The sequence below is a fragment of the Plantibacter sp. MDV22-iso1 genome, assembly GCF_058408345.1.
Genome location: NZ_JBZVDY010000003.1, coordinates 254,731 through 269,909, shown reverse-complemented (window position 1 = coordinate 269,909; position 15,179 = coordinate 254,731). Strand labels below are relative to the sequence as shown.

Annotated in this window: 14 protein-coding genes; 12 read left to right on the top strand and 2 right to left on the bottom strand. The window is 70.3% G+C overall.

The window, feature by feature from the left end; all coding sequences use genetic code 11:
* Positions 1 to 110 precede the first annotated feature (110 nt).
* Positions 111 to 1,550 (top strand): GMP reductase, encoded by a 1,440-nt coding sequence (gene guaB1 / locus AC4PMY_RS16110; protein WP_071262471.1) that lies wholly within the window; start codon positions 111 to 113, stop codon positions 1,548 to 1,550.
* A gap of 48 nt (positions 1,551 to 1,598) precedes the next feature.
* Positions 1,599 to 1,898: a hypothetical protein gene (locus AC4PMY_RS16105; protein WP_071262470.1), complete on the top strand. Its 300-nt coding sequence runs from the start codon at positions 1,599 to 1,601 to the stop codon at positions 1,896 to 1,898.
* 15 nt (positions 1,899 to 1,913) lie between these two features.
* On the opposite strand, the gene AC4PMY_RS16100 is transcribed toward AC4PMY_RS16105, so the two are convergent.
* Entirely contained in the window at positions 1,914 to 2,759 is an 846-nt protein-coding gene (locus AC4PMY_RS16100) for a LysR substrate-binding domain-containing protein (protein ID WP_079003972.1), read from the bottom strand.
* A 203-nt stretch (positions 2,760 to 2,962) separates the two neighbouring features.
* Here AC4PMY_RS16100 and AC4PMY_RS16095 point away from each other — a divergent pair, with 203 nt between their 5' ends.
* The 3 genes from AC4PMY_RS16095 to AC4PMY_RS16085 all read left to right on the top strand — a co-directional run bounded on the left by AC4PMY_RS16095 (position 2,963) and on the right by AC4PMY_RS16085 (position 6,791).
* Entirely contained in the window at positions 2,963 to 4,276 is a 1,314-nt protein-coding gene (locus AC4PMY_RS16095; protein WP_491623259.1) for an MFS transporter, read from the top strand.
* 149 nt (positions 4,277 to 4,425) lie between these two features.
* Positions 4,426 to 5,745 (top strand): hemolysin family protein, encoded by a 1,320-nt coding sequence (locus tag AC4PMY_RS16090; protein ID WP_064295253.1) that lies wholly within the window; start codon positions 4,426 to 4,428, stop codon positions 5,743 to 5,745.
* Entirely contained in the window at positions 5,742 to 6,791 is a 1,050-nt protein-coding gene (locus tag AC4PMY_RS16085) for a hemolysin family protein (protein ID WP_064295254.1), read from the top strand. Before AC4PMY_RS16090 ends, AC4PMY_RS16085 begins: the two co-directional genes overlap by 4 nt.
* A 75-nt stretch (positions 6,792 to 6,866) precedes the next feature.
* On the opposite strand, the gene AC4PMY_RS16080 is transcribed toward AC4PMY_RS16085, so the two are convergent.
* Positions 6,867 to 7,943 carry an NADH:flavin oxidoreductase/NADH oxidase gene (locus tag AC4PMY_RS16080; RefSeq protein WP_491623193.1) on the bottom strand — a complete coding sequence of 359 codons (1,077 nt, stop codon included), beginning with the start codon at positions 7,941 to 7,943 and terminating at the stop codon, positions 6,867 to 6,869.
* 140 nt (positions 7,944 to 8,083) lie between these two features.
* Here AC4PMY_RS16080 and AC4PMY_RS16075 point away from each other — a divergent pair, with 140 nt between their 5' ends.
* From AC4PMY_RS16075 to AC4PMY_RS16045, 7 genes are all read left to right on the top strand, one after another.
* Entirely contained in the window at positions 8,084 to 8,947 is an 864-nt protein-coding gene (locus tag AC4PMY_RS16075) for an ADP-dependent NAD(P)H-hydrate dehydratase (protein WP_491623192.1), read from the top strand.
* A 149-nt stretch (positions 8,948 to 9,096) separates the two neighbouring features.
* Positions 9,097 to 9,627, top strand: coding sequence for an FMN-binding protein (locus AC4PMY_RS16070; protein WP_491623191.1), 531 nt, complete (start codon positions 9,097 to 9,099; stop codon positions 9,625 to 9,627).
* 20 nt (positions 9,628 to 9,647) lie between these two features.
* Entirely contained in the window at positions 9,648 to 10,535 is an 888-nt protein-coding gene (locus AC4PMY_RS16065; protein ID WP_491623190.1) for an FAD:protein FMN transferase, read from the top strand.
* A 58-nt stretch (positions 10,536 to 10,593) separates the two neighbouring features.
* Entirely contained in the window at positions 10,594 to 12,135 is a 1,542-nt protein-coding gene (locus AC4PMY_RS16060) for an FAD-dependent oxidoreductase (protein ID WP_491623189.1), read from the top strand.
* An 89-nt stretch (positions 12,136 to 12,224) separates the two neighbouring features.
* On the top strand, positions 12,225 to 13,454 hold the full coding sequence (locus AC4PMY_RS16055) for a glycosyltransferase 87 family protein (protein ID WP_491623188.1): 1,230 nt from the start codon (positions 12,225 to 12,227) through the stop codon (positions 13,452 to 13,454).
* A gap of 2 nt (positions 13,455 to 13,456) precedes the next feature.
* Complete coding sequence (locus AC4PMY_RS16050) at positions 13,457 to 13,765, top strand: thiamine-binding protein (protein WP_064295260.1); 309 nt, start codon at positions 13,457 to 13,459, stop codon at positions 13,763 to 13,765.
* Between the two features lie 75 nt (positions 13,766 to 13,840).
* A complete protein-coding gene (locus AC4PMY_RS16045; protein ID WP_491623187.1) occupies positions 13,841 to 15,142 on the top strand; it encodes an MFS transporter in 1,302 nt (433 codons plus the stop codon).
* Positions 15,143 to 15,179 lie beyond the last annotated feature (37 nt).

The window sequence follows — 15,179 nt, the reverse complement described above, 5'->3', positions numbered from 1 at the left end:
GAATTCTCACTGTTTGCAGGCAGGGAACATGCCCGCACGATCCAGTCATCAAGCCTAAACCCATTCCGTCGTCGGTGCGGCTCGGACGCCGCTCGGGATACGGTGTTCTCATGCGGTTCATCGGTGAGATCCCCAGCCACGACCTGACGTACTCGGACGTGTTCCTCGTCCCCAGCCGCTCCGGGATCACGAGTCGACTCGACGTCGACCTGGCTCCGGATGACGGCACCGGCGCCACGATCCCGATCGTCTCCGCCAACATGAACTCCGTCACCGGGCCACGTCTCGCGGCGGCCCTGGCGCGGCGCGGCGGACTCGGCGTCCTGCCGCAGGACATGCCGCTCCAGGAGCTCGACGCGGCGATCCGCTGGGTCAAGGAGCAGCCGGTCGCCTTCGACACCCCGCTGATCATGCGCGCCGATCAGACCGCGGCCGACGCCCTGCGCCTGATCCCCGCGGTCGCCGGTCACGGCATCGTGCTCCACGACGAGCGCGACGCCTTCGCCGGCTGCATCCCGGCCGCGCGTCTCGCCACGGCGCTGCCCGACGCACGGCTCGGCGACCTCGCGCGCGGATCGCTCGCCTCGATCGACGCCGACGACGTGACCGGTGGCCGGGCCGCGTTCGACCTCATGGTGGCCGCCGACCTCGAGTTCGCGCCCGTGCTGCACCACGGAGCGGTGGTCGGCACCCTCAGCCGGACGAGCGCGCTCCGGTCGACCATCTACACGCCGGCGCTCGACGCGTCGGGCCGACTCCGGGTCGCCGCGGCGATCGGGATCAACGGTGACGTCGCCGTCAAGGCGCAGGCGCTCGCCGCCGCCGGGGTGGACGTCCTCGTGATCGACACCGCCCACGGGCACCAGGAGGGCATGCTCCGGGCGATCGCGGCCGTCCGCGCCCTCGGTCTCGGCCTCCCGATCGTTGCCGGCAACGTCGTGTCCGCCGTCGCGGTGCAAGACCTCGTCGACGCCGGTGCCGACATCCTCAAAGTCGGTGTCGGACCCGGTGCGATGTGCACCACGCGGATGATGACGGCGGTCGGACGTCCGCAGTTCTCGGCCGTGCTCGAGACGGCCGCGACCGCCCGCGCACTCGGCGCGAAGGTCTGGGCGGACGGTGGCGTCCGCTACCCCCGCGACGTCGCCCTCGCCCTCGCGGCCGGTGCGTCCTCGGTCATGATCGGTTCGTGGTTCGCCGGCACGATCGAAGCCCCCGGTGAGCTGCAGCGCGCCGCCGACGGGTCGCTCTACAAGGAGAGCTGGGGCATGGCGTCGACGAAGGCCGTGCATGAGCGCTTCGGTCGACTCGATCCCTTCGAACTCGCGCGGAAGACGCTCTTCGCCGAGGGCATCTCGTCCTCCCGCATCACGATCGACCCGCTCCGGCCCTCGGTCGAGGACCTCCTCGACATGATCACCGCCGGTGTGCGCTCGTCGTTCACCTATGCGGGTGCCGACTCGGTCCCGGGCTTCCACGAGCGCGCCATCGTCGGCGTCCAGTCGGCCGCCGGGTACGAGGAGGGCAAGGCGCTGCCCGTCTCCTGGTGAGCCGGGGCACTGGTGCGGCACGCACGACCGCGGTGGGATGATGGGCCCATGGCGGTGAACGGTGGGACGCGCGGGTTCGGTGTCGGCATGCAGGTCCTCGTGCTCGTGGACCCGGCATCCGATCCCTCGACGGGGGAGCGTGCTTCCGGGGTCATCGTCGCGCCCGGCCGCCAGCGCGCCGCGGCGTTCGTCTCGGTGTGGACCGAACAGCTGACGACGTGGATCGTCGAGTTCGACGAACCCTTCACCGCGCCCGACGGCAGCGGCCCGCACGAATCGGCCGAGGTCCGCGAGACCTACCTCATCCCGGCGCCGTTCGCCGAGGCGTGGGAGTCCGTCGACGCCTGACCGCCGTGGGCTCGCTCAGGCGAGCGACCGGTCCATGATGGCCGAGGAGAGCGCCTCCACCGGGCCGGCAGCCGCCAACGGGTTCGCGAGCAGGGTGAAGTCGACGCCGCCCAGGGTCGGGAGTTCCAGCCGGTTGCTCAGCATGACGAGGTCGCTCGGGATCAGGCTGCGCGGGAAGACCGCGACGCCGAGCCCGGCCCGCACCGCTGCGAGGACGCCGTTCACCTCCCGCGTACTGCAGGTGATCCGCCAGGTGCGCCCGGCGGCCTCCAGGGCGTCGATCGCCAGCTGCCGGGAGAGACTCGGATCCTGGTAGGCGATGAGGGGGACGGGCTGGCCCGGCTCGATCGTGGTCTTCTCGAGACCGACCCAGACCATCGAGTCGGTCCGTACGAGCTTGCCCTCGTTCTGGCCGGGGTGCATCTTGATGAAGATGAGGTCGAGGGCGCCCGCCTTCAGCCGGCGGTACAGCGGCCCGCTCTGGTTCACGGTGAGTTCGAGGTTCAGCTGCGGGTGACCCTGCCGGAAGTGCCGCAGGATCCGGGGGAGCTGGGTCATCGCGAGGTCGTCGGCGGCCCCGAAGCGGAGGCGACCGCTCATCGCCGAGCCGGTGAAGTAGCTCTCCGCCGAGGCGTGTGCAGCGAGGATGGTCCGCGCGAACCCGGCCATCGCGTCACCGTTGTCGGTCAGGCGGACCGCTCTCGTGTCCCGGACGACGAGCCACCGGCCGGCGGCCTCCTCGAGCCGTCGGATCTGCTGACTGACCGTCGGCTGGCTCAACCCGAGCTGCGCGGCGGCACGCGTGAAGTTCTTCGTCTCGGCGACGGCCAGGAAGGTGCGCAGCAGGGCGGGGTCGAACATGCGTGAGCCGATCATTCAGGAATCGAATAGGACTGATAGGGATCATCCTGCTCGGAAATGGCCGCGTCGGCAATAGCGTGGACGGGAGCCGACGGCCTCCGCGGCTCCACCCATACGACACGCACTCGACATACGAAACGCTGGCTCTCTCCGTGACCCCTCCCTCCGACACCGCCGTCGCTCCGCCGCCGCCCACCGCCCCCATGCCGATCGTGGGGGAGCGCCCCGCCTGGCGGGACACCTTCTCCTCGCTCCGCGTCCCGAACTTCCGACTCTTCACGATCGGACACATCGTCGCGACGACCGCGATCGGAATGCAGCGCATCGCGCAGGACTGGCTCGTCCTCGAACTCTCCGGCAGCGTCGCCGCCGTCGGAATCACGGTCGCGATGCAGTTCGCGCCCATGCTGCTGTTCGGACTGCTCGGCGGCGTGATCGCGGACCGCTACTCGAAGCGCGTGCTGCTCATGATCACGCAGGCGCTCGCCGCCGTCCTCGCGGTCGCGCTGTCGATCCTGACGCTCAGCGGCGCGGTCGAGGTGTGGCACATCTACGTCATCGCCTTCATGCTCGGGCTCGTCACGGTCGTCGACAACCCGGCGCGACAGGTGTTCGTGAACGAGCTCGTGGGCCCGGCGAGACTGCGGAACGCCATCAGCCTCAACTCCGCCGTCTTCCAGCTCGGGCAGCTCGTCGGTCCGGCCGTCGGCGGTGTCCTCATCACCGCCGTCGGTTCCGGGTGGTCCTTCGCGATCAACGCCCTCGCCTGCTCCGGCGTCGTGCTCACCCTGGCGCTCATGCGTGTCTCGGAACTCGTTCCGACCCCGGTCGTCGCGAAGGCGAAGGGCCAGCTCAAGGAGGGGCTCGGCTACGCCATGCGGAAACCGGCCATCCGGTGGACGGTCATCATGGTCGCGTTCATGTCGGTGTTCGCCTTCAACCTGCCGGTCCTGCTCGCCGCCTACGCCTCGGACGTCTTCGACATCGGCGCGAGTGGCTACGGGTTCCTCAACGCCCTCGTCGCCGTCGGAGCGCTGACCGGGGCGCTCGCGTCGACGAGGCGTGGGGGTGTGGACCTGCGCATCGTGATCGTCGCGGCGGCGGCGGTCGGTGTCCTGCAGGCGGCCGCCGGCGCGATGCCCGTGCTCCTGCCCTTCGCCCTCCTGCTCGTCGCGGGCGGGGTCGCGAACCTCCTCTTCATCACGGCGGCGAACTCGCTCGTCCAGCTGTCGTCCAACGTGGCGATCCGCGGACGGGTGATGTCGCTGTACATCCTCGTGCTGCTCGGCGGGCAGTCGATCGGCGGTCCGCTCATGGGCTGGCTCGTCGAGGTCGCCGGGCCACATGTGGGCATGATCGTCTCGGGTGGGGTCCCGGCGCTCGCCGCGGCGTGCATCGGAGCACGGTTCCTCCTCCTGCGGCGTCGGAAGCGTCGCGCGGCCGAGGATCGCCAGCGGCAGACGGAGGCTGAGAAGAACCCCGGAAATCCGGGGTCCACAGCCGCGGATGTCCGATAGACTCGTCCGCACAATGGACGACCCTCCTTCAGACAGATCCCCCGGCCACCATCCCAGCCCCGTGCTGACCCGATCACGGGAGACGACCGCCCATCCGGGCGACGGATCCCCCACTCCGGCATCGACCGCTCAGCACGGACGGGATCGTCATGTCTGAGTGGATCATGCTCGGCGTCGGCCTCGTACTGACCATCGGCACGGGCTTCTTCGTCGCCTCCGAGTTCGCGCTCGTGAACCTCGACCGCGCCGATCTCGAGGCCCGCCGCGACCGTGGTGAGACCCGCCTGACGATGACGATCGCAGCGCTCAAGATCACGTCGACGCACCTGTCGAGTGCGCAGCTCGGGATCACCCTGACCACCCTCCTCACCGGTTACACCATGGAGCCGGCGCTGTCGTCGATGCTCGCCGGTCCGCTCGGCGCCATCGGGATCCCCGAGGGCGTCGTCGCCGTCGTGGCGACGATCGTCGCGATCACCCTCGCCACGCTGCTCAGCATGATCATCGGCGAGCTCGTCCCGAAGAACTTCGCGCTCGCGTTGCCCCGGCAGACGGCCAAGTTCGTCGTCCCGTTCCAGACGGCCTTCACCTGGGTGTTCAAGCCCGCCATCGTGGTCCTCAACGGCAGCGCCAACGGCTTGCTGCGGTCGATGGGCATCGAGCCCAAGGAGGAGCTGTCGGGAGCACGGACGGCCGAGGAGCTGTCGTCCCTCGTGCGTCGATCGGCGCTCGAGGGCACACTCGAGGCCGACACCGCGACCCTGCTCAACCGCACGCTCCGCTTCTCGAGCCACGACGCGTCGGACGTCATGACGCCCAGGCCGCGCATCGCGTCGATCCAGCGCGGCGAACCCGCCCAGGCGGTGCTCGCCCTCGCGAGGTCGACCGGCCACTCGCGCTTCCCCGTCACCGATGCCGACGTCGACGACATCACCGGTGTGGTGCACGTGAAGCAGGCCATCGCAGTCCCGCGCGACCGCCGCGGCGAGGTGCCCGTCTCGGCCCTGCAGTCACCGGCGCTGCGCGTCCCGGAGACGATGAAGCTGGACGTGCTGCTCTCGCAGCTGCGCGGACGCGGCTACCAGATGGCCGTCGTGGTCGACGAGTACGGCGGCACCGCCGGCGTGACCACCCTCGAGGACCTCGTCGAGGAACTCGTGGGCGAGGTCGCCGACGAGCACGACCGTTCGCGTGCCGGGGTGGTCCGCGGACGCGACTCCACGACCTTCCCGGGCAGCCTTCGTCCCGACGAACTCCTCGAGCGCGCCGGCGTGCGCGTCCCCGAGGACGGCCCGTACGAGACGGTCGCGGGCTACGTCATGAGCGAGCTCGGACGGCTCGCGGTCTCAGGCGACGAACTCGAGCTCGAGGACGGAACGCTCCGCGTCGAGCGACTCGACGGCCGCCGGATCGATCGGATCCGATTCACCCCGAGACCCGTCGTGTCGGAGGACGGTGGTGACGTATGAGCGACTGGGCAGGAATCGCCTGGCTCGTGGTGCTGCTGCTCGCCAACGCCTTCTTCGTCGGTGCCGAGTTCGCGGTCATCTCCGCGCGTCGGTCGCAGATCGAACCCCTCGCCGAGCAGGGGAGCCGGAGCGCCAAGACCGCGCTGTGGGCCATGGAACACGCCACGCTCATGTTGGCGACGAGTCAGTTGGGCATCACCGTCTGCTCGCTGCTCATCCTGAACGTCTCCGAACCGGCGATCCACCACCTGCTGGAGGTGCCGTTGGCGCTCACCGGCTGGCCTGAGGAGACCATCGGCACGGTGGCGTTCATCATCGCGCTGCTGCTCGTCTCCTACCTCCACGTGGTCTTCGGCGAGATGGTCCCGAAGAACCTCTCCTTCTCGATCCCGGATCGCGCGGTGCTGCTGCTCGCTCCGCCGCTCGTCTTCGTGGCGCGCGTCTTCCGTCCGATCATCGTGTCCCTCAACGCGACCGCGAACGCCGTCCTCCGCCTGTTCCGGGTGGAGCCGAAGAACGAGGCCGCGAGCGCGTTCACGCTGGACGAGGTGGCGACCATCGTGGACCAGTCCACCCGCGAGGGTGTGCTCACCGACTCGACGGGTGCGCTCGTTGCGGCGTTCGAGTTCACCGAGAAGAAGGTCCACGACGTGGCCCTGCCGCTCGGGAGCCTCATCACGCTGACGGAGGAGGCCACCCCCTCGGACGTCGAGCGCGCCGTCGCCAAGTACGGCTACTCGCGGTACGTGATCGTCGACGACGAGTCGGTGCCGATCGGCTACCTGCACCTGAAGGACGTGCTGCGGTACGACGACCTCGACGGCAGTGGCGACGAGGAGCGGCCGGTGCCCGCGAAGCACATCAGGCAGCTCGTGTCGGTGTTCGAGGATTCGGACGTCGAAGACGCACTGACCACGATGCGCCGCTCGGGAGCACACGTCGCCCGGGTGTTCGACGAAGCGGGCGCCACCACCGGGGTCCTCTTCCTCGAGGACATCATCGAGGAGCTCGTCGGCGAGGTCCAGGACGCCACCCGGCGTCGCTGATCGGACGCCGGAGCACGGACACGACGACGGCCCGCACGCGAACGCGTGCGGGCCGTCGTCGTGTCGGGGTCGAGCTCAGGCTCGCGGCTTGGCCCGCTCGTACTGGCCAGGCCAGGCGACCTCCACGCCGAGCTCGGTCGCGGCGCGCAATGCGAAGTGCGGATCACGGAGCGCCTCGCGGGCGACCATGACCGCCTCCGCCTGCCCGTCGGCGACGATGGCCGCGGCCTGCTGGGCGTCGGTGATGAGTCCAACGGCGCTCGTGTCGACACCTGTCGATCCGATGTGCGCCGCGAATGGGACCTGGTATCCGGGGGAGAGCGGGATGCGGACGCCGCCGACGGCTCCACCGGTCGAGATGTCGAAGAAGTCGGCGCCTCGCTCGGCGCACCAGGCGGCGACGGTCGCGGTCTGGTGCTCGTCCCATCCGTCGTCCACCCAGTCCGTGGCCGAGAACCGGACGAACAACGGCAGACCGGCTGGGAGGACGCCGCGCACCGCCTCGACGACGCGCAGGAGGAGCTTGGCCCGGTTCTCGAGCGAGCCGCCGTAGCCGTTTTCGCGGTGGTTGACGAGGGGGGAGAGGAACTGGTGGAGCAGGTAGCCGTGCGCGGCGTGGAGTTCGATGACCTGGAAGCCGGCGTCGACCGACCGGACGGCCGCCGTCCGGAAGTCGTCGACGACGCGGTCGATGCCCTCGTCGTCGAGGGTCTCCGGGACGGCGTAGCCCGGGAAGGCCTCGGGCGACGGAGCGACGGTCGACCAGCCGCCCTCCTCGATCGGCACGCTGCCGTGCCCGTCGGTGCCCCAGGGGGCGAACGTGGAGGCCTTCCGGCCGGCGTGCGCGAGCTGGATGCCGGGGACGGCACCTTGCTCGGTGATGAACGCGGTGATCCGTCGCCAGGCGTCGCGCTGTTCGTCGTTCCAGATGCCTGCGTCCTGGGGGGTGATCCGACCCTCGGGGCTGATCGCCGCCGCCTCGGAGATGACGAGGCCGAAGCCGCCCGCCGCGAACTGGCCGAGGTGCATGAGGTGCCAATCGGTCGGGACGCCGTCCCGGGCGGTGACGCTGTACTGGCACATCGGGGCGATCCACAGGCGGTTGGGGACGGTGAGGTCGCGGATGGTGATCGGATCGAACAGCTGGGGCACGGAACTCCTCGGGTCTCGGGGCGACGGGCGTCGACACCCGGCTCAACGTCCCCGGGCGCGCTCGGATTCCCGACACCGGGATGACCGACGATCGACGGCTCGGAGCCGGGTCGCCGCGGCGACTGGCCTAGGGTGATGGCATGGCCGAACCGCGACTCTGGACCCCTGCCGACGCACGCGACTGGATCGCCGTGCCCGATGCCGAATCGGACAAGTACTCCCGGGGGGTCCTCGGTGTCGTGACCGGGTCCGACCGCTACCCGGGTGCCGCCGTGATCGGTGTCGAGGCGGCGATCCGCACCGGCGTCGGCATGGTCCGCTACCTCGGAGCGGACCGAGCGGCGAACCTGGTCCTGCAGCGCCGCCCCGAGATCGTGACGGCGGAGGGGCGTGTGCAGGCGTGGCTCATCGGCTCCGGTATGGACCCCGGCAAGCTGACCCGCGAGGAGAGCTCGCTGCTCGACGCAGCCCTGCACGGGGGCGAGCCGGTCGTCGCCGATGCCGGGTCGCTCCGTCGCGTCGCCGCGGGTGCCCACCAGCGGGCGTTCGGTGTCGACGAGTCGTGGCGCATCGTGGCCACCCCCCACGTCGGTGAACTGGCGACCATGTTGAGCGGCCTGGGGAGCCCGGCCGAGGTCGGGGACATCCGTGCCGACCCCGTGTCGTACGCGGCCGACGTCGCCGCCCGCCTCGGCATCATCGTGGTGCTGAAGGGCGGCACGACCCACGTGGTCGCGCCGGACGGCGACGCCATCACGGTCTCCGGCGGATCGCCCTGGCTCGCGACCGCCGGCACCGGCGACGCCCTGGCCGGGATCATCGGGGCGCTCGTCGCCACGAACGCCGAGCGCGTGCTCGCCGACCCCGGCTGCCTGGCGAGCGTCGCCGCGAGCGGGGTGCTCCTGCACGCGGCCGCCGGGGACGCCGCCGCAGCCGACGGCCCGCTGGCCGCGCTCGACGTGGCCGAAGCGGTGCGCGGTGTCGTCGGGGGTCTCCTCCGCTGAACGAGCGTTCATCGGTGGACGAAGGACAACTCCCAGAACGCTCATAGCTCGCCCATAGGGAAGCTCAGGACACTGGTGCCACCGCGGCGGAGACCTCGCCGCGGCGGCCGCCGCACCGCGGCCCACACATCGCCCGAGGAGATTGAACGATGCGCAACCCCACCCCCACCACCCAGCCTCCCGTCCGCACGCCACGGCTGTCCGTGGCGGCGAAGAAGACGACGTTCGCGGCCCTGACCGGCCTCACCCTCGTCGGCAGCCTGGCCGGTTGCTCGGCGGCCGACGCCGGCAGCTCGACCACCACCACGCAGCCGAGCACCGAGAGTGCGGCGACGCCTGAGGCGACCACCTCGACCGACGCCGCGGCGGGATCGGGCGCCACCGACTACCAGGACGGCTCCTACACCGCGGACGGCAGCTACCAGTCGCCGAACGGCACCGAGTCGATCACGGTGACCGTCACCCTCGCCGCGGACACGGTCACGGCGGTCGACGTCGTCTCGCACGCCGAGAGCGCGAACAGCAAGCGCTACCAGGCGGAGTTCATCTCCGGGATCGCCGCCGAGGTGGTCGGCAAGGACATCGACAGCCTCAAGGTCTCCAAGGTCGCCGGTTCCTCGCTCACGAGCGGCGGCTTCAACGCGGCCATCGACACGATCAAGACCGAAGCGAAGGGCTGAGCCGCGGGGCCGGACCGACGATGAGCGAGACGACACTGCGCTTCGAGGCGATCGGCACCGGATGGGAGCTCGACACGTCTCTCCCGCTCGAGCCCGAGACCGCTGAGGCCGTCGCCGCGTGCATCGACCGGTTCGACCGGACCTGGTCGAGGTTCCGGGACGACGCGTTCATCGCGCGCTTCGCCGCCGGCCAGGTCTCGACCGCCTTCCCCGATGATGCGCGCGAGGATGCGGTCGCGCTGCTCGACACGTACCGGCGTCTGCACGATGCCACCGCCGGAGCCGTGACGCCGTTCATCGGCACCTCGCTCGAACGGCTCGGCTACGACGCCTCCTACTCGCTCGTCCCACAGGGCCCGGCGGTCGCCGCCCCGCACTGGGACGACGTGGCCCGATGGGACGGCGAGGTGCTCGAGACGAGCCGTCCGCTCGTGATCGACATCGGCGCGGCCGGCAAGGGGCGGCTCGTGGACCTCGTCGCGGACCTCCTCCGCAGCCACGGCCACGAGTCCTTCACGGTCGACGCCTCGGGCGACCTGCGTCACGAGCACGGGTCCCGCGCGGCGGACCCACTCCGCATCGCGCTCGAGCATCCGTACGATCCCAGCAAGGCCATCGGGGTCGCGACGATCGACGACGGAGCCCTGTGCGCCTCCGCCACCAATCGTCGTGCCTGGGGCGACGGCCTCCACCACGTCATCGACGGCCGGACCGGCGAACCGACGAGGACCGTCGCGGCGACCTGGGTCACCGCCCGGGAGGCGATGGTGGCCGACGGACTGGCCACCGCGCTGTTCTTCACCGATCACGAGACCCTGGCGGAGGCGTTCACCTTCGAGAGCGTCCGCATGTTCACGTCCGGTCTCACCGACCGGTCCGTCGGGTTCCCCGGCGAACTCTTCACCTGAGTCACGCGCCACAGGGCCCGAGCCCGGTCGGCACCATCTCCCAGAAAGCAGACCGCACATGAACGGCCGTACCGGCTCCTTCTTCGGCACCGTCCTCGGGCGGGTCACCATGTACCGCCTCGTGACGCTGTCACTCGGCACCCTCGCGATCTACGCCTTCGTGCTGTCGCTCTTCGGGCAGGTGTTCTACAAGCCGCTCGAGCTCCTCGCCACCCTGGTGACGCTGCTCGTCGTCGGCTACCTGACGAACCGCCTGTTCGGTGCGCTGTTCCAGGTGCAGCCGCACAGCGAGTCGTCCGTCATCACCTCCCTCCTGCTGTTCTTCATCCTGTGGCCGACGAGCGAGCCCACCGCGCTGGCCTGGATCGCCCTCGCCGCCACGGCCGCCTCGGCGTCGAAGTACCTGCTCGCGATCCGGGGTCGACACGTCCTCAATCCGGCGGCCATCGCCGCACTGGTGATGAGCGTATTGGCGAGCTACGTCACCCTCCCGGGCGTGTCACCGTCGGTCTGGTGGGTCGCCAACCCGTGGCTGCTGCCCGGTGTCGTGATCCTCGGCGGCCTCGTCCTCATCCGGACGAAGCGACTCACCATGGCACTCGTCTTCATCGTGCTCTCCTGGGCGCTCGTCACCGTCCGGCTCGTCACCGGTGGTCAAGAGCTGGGACCGGCACTGCTGGCTCCGCTCACGTCGTACCCGATCCTCTTCCTCGCAGCGTTCATGCTCACCGAGCCGCTCACGCTTCCACCGCGGCGCTGGCAGCAGCTCGCCGAGGCGGCGATCGTCGCGGTGCTGTTCTCCATCCCGTTCATGCTCGGCCAGGTGGCGTCGACCCCGGAGCTCGCGCTCATCGTCGGCAACGTGCTCGCGTTCGCCGTCGCCCGTCGTCGGGGGATGCGTCTGACGCTCGAAGGCACCCGCGCCCTCACCCCGACGGCGGTCGAGTACCGGTTCAGCTCGAAGCGGTCGATCCCGTTCGCGGCCGGCCAGTACCTCGAGCTGTCGTTGCCGCACCGCGGAGCCGACGTCCGCGGCTCGAGGCGCGTCTTCAGCATCTCCTCGCCACCCGACGACGACCGCACGATCCGCGTGGCGATGCGTGTGCCCGAGCGGGCCAGTAGCTTCAAACGGGCGCTGAGTGCGCTGCCGGTCGGCGCGAGCCTCTCGGCGACCGGCGTGTGGGGCGACTTCGTCCTGCCGAAGGACGCGAGCAAGCCGATCCTGCTCATCGCCGCCGGCATCGGGATCACCCCGTTCGCCAGTCAGCTGTCCCGCCTGCACCTCCGCGCCGACAAGCGTGACGTCGTCCTCGTCTACGTCGTGTCAGACGCGCAGGAGCTCGCCTACGCGGCCGAGCTCGAGACCTGGGGGACACCGGTGCTCGTCGTGGGACCGACGGACGACGTCCGCCTGCCGGACGGCTGGCGTGGCCTCGGACCCGGGCGCCTCGACCACGAACGCCTCGCCGAGGCCGTCCCGGATCTGGCCGAGCGTGAGGTCTTCATCTCCGGGCCGCCCGCGATGATCGAGGCCCTGAAGCCCGCCCTGCGCGGGATCGGCGTCGGACACGTCCGCACCGACGCCTTCAGCGGGTACTGATCAGCAGGCTCGCGGACCCGACCCGCTCGGGCGTCGAGCGAGTGGCGGACGGGTTCCACAGGCGGCGCGAGCCTAGGATGGTCCACGTGATGCGGCGTTGGCTCCTCTGGTGCGGGTTCGGCCTCGTGCACCTCCTCGTCGGGTGGCTGTGCCTCGTGGCGGAGGGTCTCCCGCTCGGCGACGTCGTCCTCGTGTACCGGCCGTGGGTGGAACAGGCGACGTCCGGCGGGCCGATCCCCGCCATCGATGAGCCCTGGGTCTATCCGATCCTCGCGATCGTCCCCATGCTGATCCCGCTGCTGCTCGGCAGCGCCGGGTACGGCGTCGGCTGGCTCCTGCTGGTGACCGCGATGAACGCCGGGGCGTTCGCGGTCCTCCTCGGCAACGGCCACTCGCGCCCACGATTGGTCGCGGCATGGTGGTGGCTCGCGTTCCTCCTCCTGCTCGGACCGATCGCGCTCGCCCGGATCGATTCCGTGACCGTCCCCATCGCGATCGTCGGGCTCCTCTGGGTCGCCGGCCGCCCGCGGGTCGCCGCCGTCCTCCTGACGCTCGCCGCCTGGATGAAGATCTGGCCGGCGGCCCTGATCGGCGCGATCGTCCTGGCGCACCGCCACCGCGGACAGGTGCTGATCGCGGCGGCGGCGACGTCGGTCGTGGTCCTCGGGGTCGGCCTCGTGCTCGGCGGCGCGAACGCGGTCAGCTTCGTGACGGAGCAGACCGGACGCGGTCTCCAGATCGAGTCGCCCATCGGCAACGCCTACCTGTGGCTCGCCGTCCTGGGGGTCCCGCAGAGCTTCGTCTACTACGACCGCGACATCCTGACCTTCCAGGTGACGGGCCCGGGCGTCGACACGGCGATCGCCGTCATGACGCCGCTCCTCGGTCTCGCCGTCGCCGGCGCGGTGCTCCTCGGGGTACTCGCAGTGCGGTCCGGGCGCCCACTCGTGCAGGTGCTCGCGCCGTTGTCGCTCCTCTTCGTCCTCACGCTCATCATCTTCAACAAGGTCGGGTCGCCGCAGTTCGCGATGTGGTTGGCTGCACCGGTGATCCTCGGGATCGTCCTGCAGCGTCGGCGTTTCCTCGCGCCGGCCGTCCTCGCGTTGATGATCGCCGCGCTCACGCAGCTCGTCTACCCCTACTTGTACCTGTGGTTGCTCAACGTCGACCCGGTCCTCGTGACGGTGCTGACGGTCCGTAACCTCGCCTATCTGGTCCTCGCCGGCTGGGCCGTCCATGCGTTGTTCTCGCCGCACCACCACGACGAGGACGTCTCCTCGGTCTCCATCCCCGTCCCCGCTCGAACCCACAAGGAGTGACCATGCTCGTCGCCTTCTCCGTCGCCCCCAGCGGCACCGGCAACTCGGACGGTTCCGTCCACGACGCGGTCGCCGCGGCTGTGCGGATCGTCCGCGAGTCCGGCTTGCCGAATCGGACCGACTCCATGTTCACGACCATCGAGGGGGAGTGGGACGAGGTGTTCGCGGTCATCAAGGACGCCACCGAGGCGGTCGGCGCCTACGGCAGCCGGGTCTCGCTTGTGCTGAAGGCCGACATCCGTCCCGGCTACACGGGTGAGCTGACCGCAAAGCTCGACCGGCTTGACGCCGCGCTCGAAAACGACGGCTGAGCCCATCGGGCAGCGGTCGTCGGGTTTCGTCCGTCGGGACTCGAATCGATTCGAGGATTCCCGTACACTCGATCCATGCCCACCATCCTGGACGGGTCGACGCAGCTGTCGCCGACCCGTGTTCGTCTTGCCATCCTCGCGCTCGCCGTCGGGGCCTTCGGCATCGGCACGACCGAGTTCGTGGCGATGGGTCTGCTGCCGAACATCGCGACCGACCTCCTGCCCGAGCTGGCCGCTCGCAGCCAGGAGCAGGCGAACGCGCAGGCTGCGTGGTTGATCACGGCGTACGCGCTCGGCGTCGTCGTCGGTGCGCCGACGATCGCCGCGCTCGTCGCGCGGTACCGGCGCAAGACCGTCCTGCTCTGGTTGGGCGTCGCGTTCACCGTCGGCACGCTCGCGTCGGCGGTCCTGCCGAGCTTCGGCCTCGTCCTGCTCGCCCGGTTCGTCGCGGCGCTGCCGCACGGCGCCTACTTCGGCATGGCCGCCCTCGTCGCCGCGAGTCTCATGGGGCCGGGGAAGCGCGGCAAGGGCGTCGCGCTCGTCATGACCGGGCTGACGATCGCGAACGTCGTGGGCGTGCCGTTCGCGACCTGGGTGGGCCAGGAGTTCGGGTGGCGCTCCGCCTACCTCATCGTCACCGGCATCTTCGCGCTCGCGACCGTGACCATCTGGTTCGCCGTGCCGGTGCAGGCGGGCAATCCGCAGCAGACGATGCGTCGTGAACTCCGCGTCTTCCGGCGCGGCCAGGTGTGGTTCGTGCTCGGGTTCGGGTCGATCGGGTTCGGCGGGCTCTTCGCCGTGTACAGCTATCTCGCGCCCCTCGTGACCGAGGTCGCGGGGGAGTCGGCGACACTCGTCCCATGGGCGCTCGCGACCATGGGGGTCGGCATGACGATCGGCAACCTGGTCGGTGGGCATCTCGCGGACCGTGGGGTGAGGCGGGCCCTGATCGTCTTCTTCGCGCTCATGATCGTGGTCCTGACGGCCCTGGCACTCACCGCGACGTGGACTCCGACGATGTTCCTGTTCGTCTTCGCCGTCGGCTTCGCGTCGCAGGGCCTCGGCCCGGCCATCCAGACGAGGCTCATGGACGTCGCCGGCGACAGCCAGTCCCTCGCTGCAGCGCTCAACCACTCGGCGCTCAACATCGGCAACGCGCTCGGGGCCTTCCTCGGCGGTGTGGTCATCGCCGGTGGCCTCGGCTACCTCGCTCCGGTCTGGACCGGTGTGGTGCTGACCGTGATCGGCCTCGGGATCGTCATCACGAGCTTCACGGTCGAACGTCGGCAGCTTCGTCGCGAACTCCTGCGGGCGAACGTCGCCGAGGAACGCCGGATCGCGGACCGCAACCCGCCGACGGCTCCGATCCCCGTCTGACCGATACCCGTCGCCCATCCCGGCCCGTGGGGTGCGG